The sequence below is a fragment of the Gordonia sp. i37 genome (assembly GCF_002043085.1).
In the GTDB taxonomy this organism is placed as follows: domain Bacteria; phylum Actinomycetota; class Actinomycetes; order Mycobacteriales; family Mycobacteriaceae; genus Gordonia; species Gordonia polyisoprenivorans.
The window spans coordinates 1-3,627 of the sequence record NZ_MVPX01000301.1; the positions used below are offsets into that span (position 1 = coordinate 1).

The window sequence follows — 3,627 nt, forward strand, 5'->3', positions numbered from 1 at the left end:
TCCGGTACCAGGATCGCGTCCACCAGAGCACCCATCGCAGGGTGGTCGGCCAGTGTCCGGTCCGCAGCGACGATGTCCTGCGCGAGATCCCGCGCGTCGGCGATGATCTCGGCATCGTCGAGCAGCGACAGGAAGTGCAGTGACGTCTTGCCGCCGGACTGCAGCGAACCGAGGACATCACCCTCCCTTCGCTGTTGGAGATCGATCTGGGCGAGCTCGAATCCATCATTGGACGCAGCGACCGCCTCGAGTCGTTCCATCGACTTCGAACCCGGCGACACCCTGGTCATCAACAAGCACAGGCCGGGCAGTCCACCGCGGCCCACGCGTCCGCGCAACTGATGGAGCTGACTGACGCCGAACCGGTCGGCATCGACGATCACCATCGTCGTCGCATTCTTCACGTCGACTCCGACCTCGATGACCGTCGTCGACACCAGGATGTCGATCTCGCCGCGGCCGAACGCATCCATCGTCTCGGCCTTTTCCTCGGCCGGCATGCGTCCGTGCAGCATCGCGATCCGATGCCCACCGAGCGGACCCGCGAGCAGTTCGTGGAACTGATCGATCACCGCAACGGTCTCCTCCTCGGGCCCGTCACCATCGGCGTCGGCACCTCGTGCGGGCGTGCGGCCCTTGCGCACTGTCGCCTTTTTCGGCGCTGCCTTCTTCGGCGCATCGGGATCGTCCCCGATGCGTGAGCACACCACGTAGACCTGACGGTGCGCGGCAACCTCCTCGTCGACGCGCTCCCAGGCCCGATCGACCCACCGTTGCTTACCCATGGGCACGACGTTGGTGGTGATGGGCTGGCGGCCGGCCGGTAGTTCGGTCAGCACCGAGGTGTCGAGATCACCGAATGCGGTCATCGCGACGGTGCGCGGGATCGGCGTTGCCGTCATGACCAACACGTGCGGTGCGATGCCGTCGCGGCCACGCCCGCGGAGCGTGTCGCGCTGCTCGACACCGAACCGGTGCTGCTCGTCGACGACGAACATGCCCAGATCGAAGAAACTGACGTTCTCCTCGAGAAGGGCGTGGGTGCCGATCACGATGCCGGCCTGCCCGGTGACGACGTCGAGGAGGGTTTCGCGTTTGTCCTTGGTCTTCATCGATCCGGTCACCAGTGCGAGTTGGGTGGCACCGTCGGCGGCGCCGAGCCGGCCGGCCGAGCCCAGGTCACCGAGCATCGCCGAGATCGTTCGATAGTGCTGCGCGGCAAGCACTTCGGTGGGCGCAAGAAGTGCGCACTGGTGGCCGTTGTCGACGATGCGCAGCATCGCGAGCAACGCCACCAATGTCTTGCCCGAGCCGACTTCGCCCTGCAGGAGCCGACTCATCGGCTCGTCGCGACCGAGGTCGGTACCGATCTCCTCGGCGACAGCCTGCTGTCCGGTCGTCAGTGTGAACGGCAGCCGGGCGAGCAGTTGGTCTTCGAGGCCGCCCGGTACGTGCGGGCAGATCGGTGCGGTGTCGGTGCGCCCGGCGAGTCGCCGCTGCGCGAGGACCAGCTGGATCGCCAGTGCCTCATCGAATTTCATGCGCTCACGGGCCGGGCGGATCTCGCCGTCGGCCTCGGGCAGGTGGACCGAACGGACCGCGTTGTCGGTACGGATGAGCGACCGTTTCCGACGTTGCGCGTCATCGAGGGCGTCGGGCAGGGGTCCGACGAGGTCGAGGACACGACGCGCGGCGCTCCATATCTCCCATGTCTGACAGGTACTCGTCGCCGGGTATATCGGGATGATCGACCGATCAAACAGTGCAAGCATCGGATTGGGCGCCGAGGGATCGGATTCGCTTGCGGCGCGCTCGATCTCGTACATCTCCATCATCATCGGGCTGCCGACGACCTTCTCCAGGTCCTCACCGGTTTCCGGCAGCACCAGCCACTGCGGATGGGTCAACTGCGGCTGACTCCGGAAGAACTTCGCCGTGCCGGCCAACATCACCTTCCGGCCGGTGGTGAGCGCACGCGCGACGCTGTAGGGATTGAAGAAACTCACCTCGAAGGTTCGTTTCTCGTCCATGACCGACAGCCGGAGAATTTTTCCGGGACGCGACTTCATGGACGCCATGTTCGCCTTGGTGACGCGCCCGACGATGGTGACCCATTCGCCCTCCTCGAGTTCCTCCGACGCCGAGGGCTGGCCGCGCCGCACGTAGCGGCGCGGCGGATACCGGAGCAGTTCGCCGACGGTCGAGATCCCGATGGTCGCCAGACCCGCGGCCGTCTTCGGGCCGAGGACACCGGCCAGCTCGTCGGACAGCGTGACCGTCCCGGGGGTCACCGACGGAACCGTGACGGCGTCGTCCGTCGCCGCGGGGGTACGTCCGGACCGACCGGTCGAGGTGCGCCTGGCTGCCACTACTCGATCCCGACCTGGATCAGGTCGTCGCCCTGACCGGTGGCGTACACGCTCAACTCGATGCCCGCATAGTTGCGCCGCACATGTTCGGCCAGCGCGTCCAGCGCGGCATCGTCGACCTCGGAACCGGCCAGCACCGTCACCATCTCGCCACCGGTGGCCAACATGAGGTCGAGAAGTGCGGTCGCGGCCTCGGTCTGATCCGGGGCGATCACCAGCACGTCCGAACCGATGAGTCCCAGGATGTCGCCTACCTCGCAGGTGCCGGCCAGGGTCATCATGCGGCCTTCGGCGCGGCGCAGGGATCCCCATCGGGCACCGGCCGCCGCCTCGGCCATCGCATAGGCATCGGCGTCGGCGGATTCCCCCGGGTCGTGTACGGCCAGCGCAGCCAGGCACTGGGCCATCGACAGGGTCGGCAGCGACACCACCGACCGTTGCTGTGATCGGACGTCGGCGGCGACGGACACAAGATCCTGGCTGGTCATCGCACCGTTGGCCATGACGATGACGTGCGCGGCGTCGGTGTCGCGGATCGCCTGCGCCAGTATGTCGGTGCTCACCCCGCCGTCGGCGCGCACCACCGCGGCGCCCGCGTCGGCGAACAGCGCAGCGGCTCCCTGCCCCTTGACGACGGCGACGATGGCCCGCTTGTATCGCGGCGGCGGTTCGGCCGAGTCGACCTGCGACCGGATGGCGTCGAGGGCGAAACAGCTGATCCGGATGTCCGACATCTGCCCCGCGGCCAACCCGGCCTGTACCGCCTTGCCCGGTTCGCACGTGTGGACGTGCACCGAGAACCGCTCGCCGTCGCCGCTGGAGCTGTCGCCGACGATGACGACGGCGTCGCCGATGCGGTCGAGTTCGTCGCGCAGGGCACCGATGTGTTCGCCCGCGGCGCCGTCGAGCAGGTACATCACCTCGAAATCCATCTCCGAGGACCCCGAGCACGTCGCATCGTCGGGATGGCCCGGTCGTCCGCCGCCCATCAGCGAACCCCGGTAGCGCCGACGCCGCGCCGATACCCCGGTGATCACCGCGACCAGCGAATCGAGCAACACCAGGAAGCCGCGTGCACCTGCATCGACCACGCCGGCGGAGGCGAGCTCGGGCAGTTGATCGGTGGTCCGGTCGAGGGCTTCGGCGGCGCGGTCGGCCACCGCACGCACGAGATCGCCCGGCGGGTCGTCGGCGTGGGCGGCCGCAGTCGTCGCGGCCACCGAAATGACGGTCAGGACCGTCCCCTCGCGCGGCTCGC

The 3,627-nt window shown here is 67.9% G+C and carries 2 protein-coding genes; both read right to left on the minus strand.

Annotated features, from left to right (window positions below; translation table 11 throughout):
- On the minus strand, positions 1–2,369 hold a 2,369-nt coding region (locus B1964_RS14375), incomplete at its 3' end, for an ATP-dependent DNA helicase RecG (RefSeq protein WP_079930261.1).
- On the minus strand, positions 2,369–3,627 hold a 1,259-nt coding region (locus tag B1964_RS14380; RefSeq protein WP_079930262.1), incomplete at its 5' end, for a DAK2 domain-containing protein. The genes B1964_RS14380 and B1964_RS14375, both read right to left, overlap by 1 nt.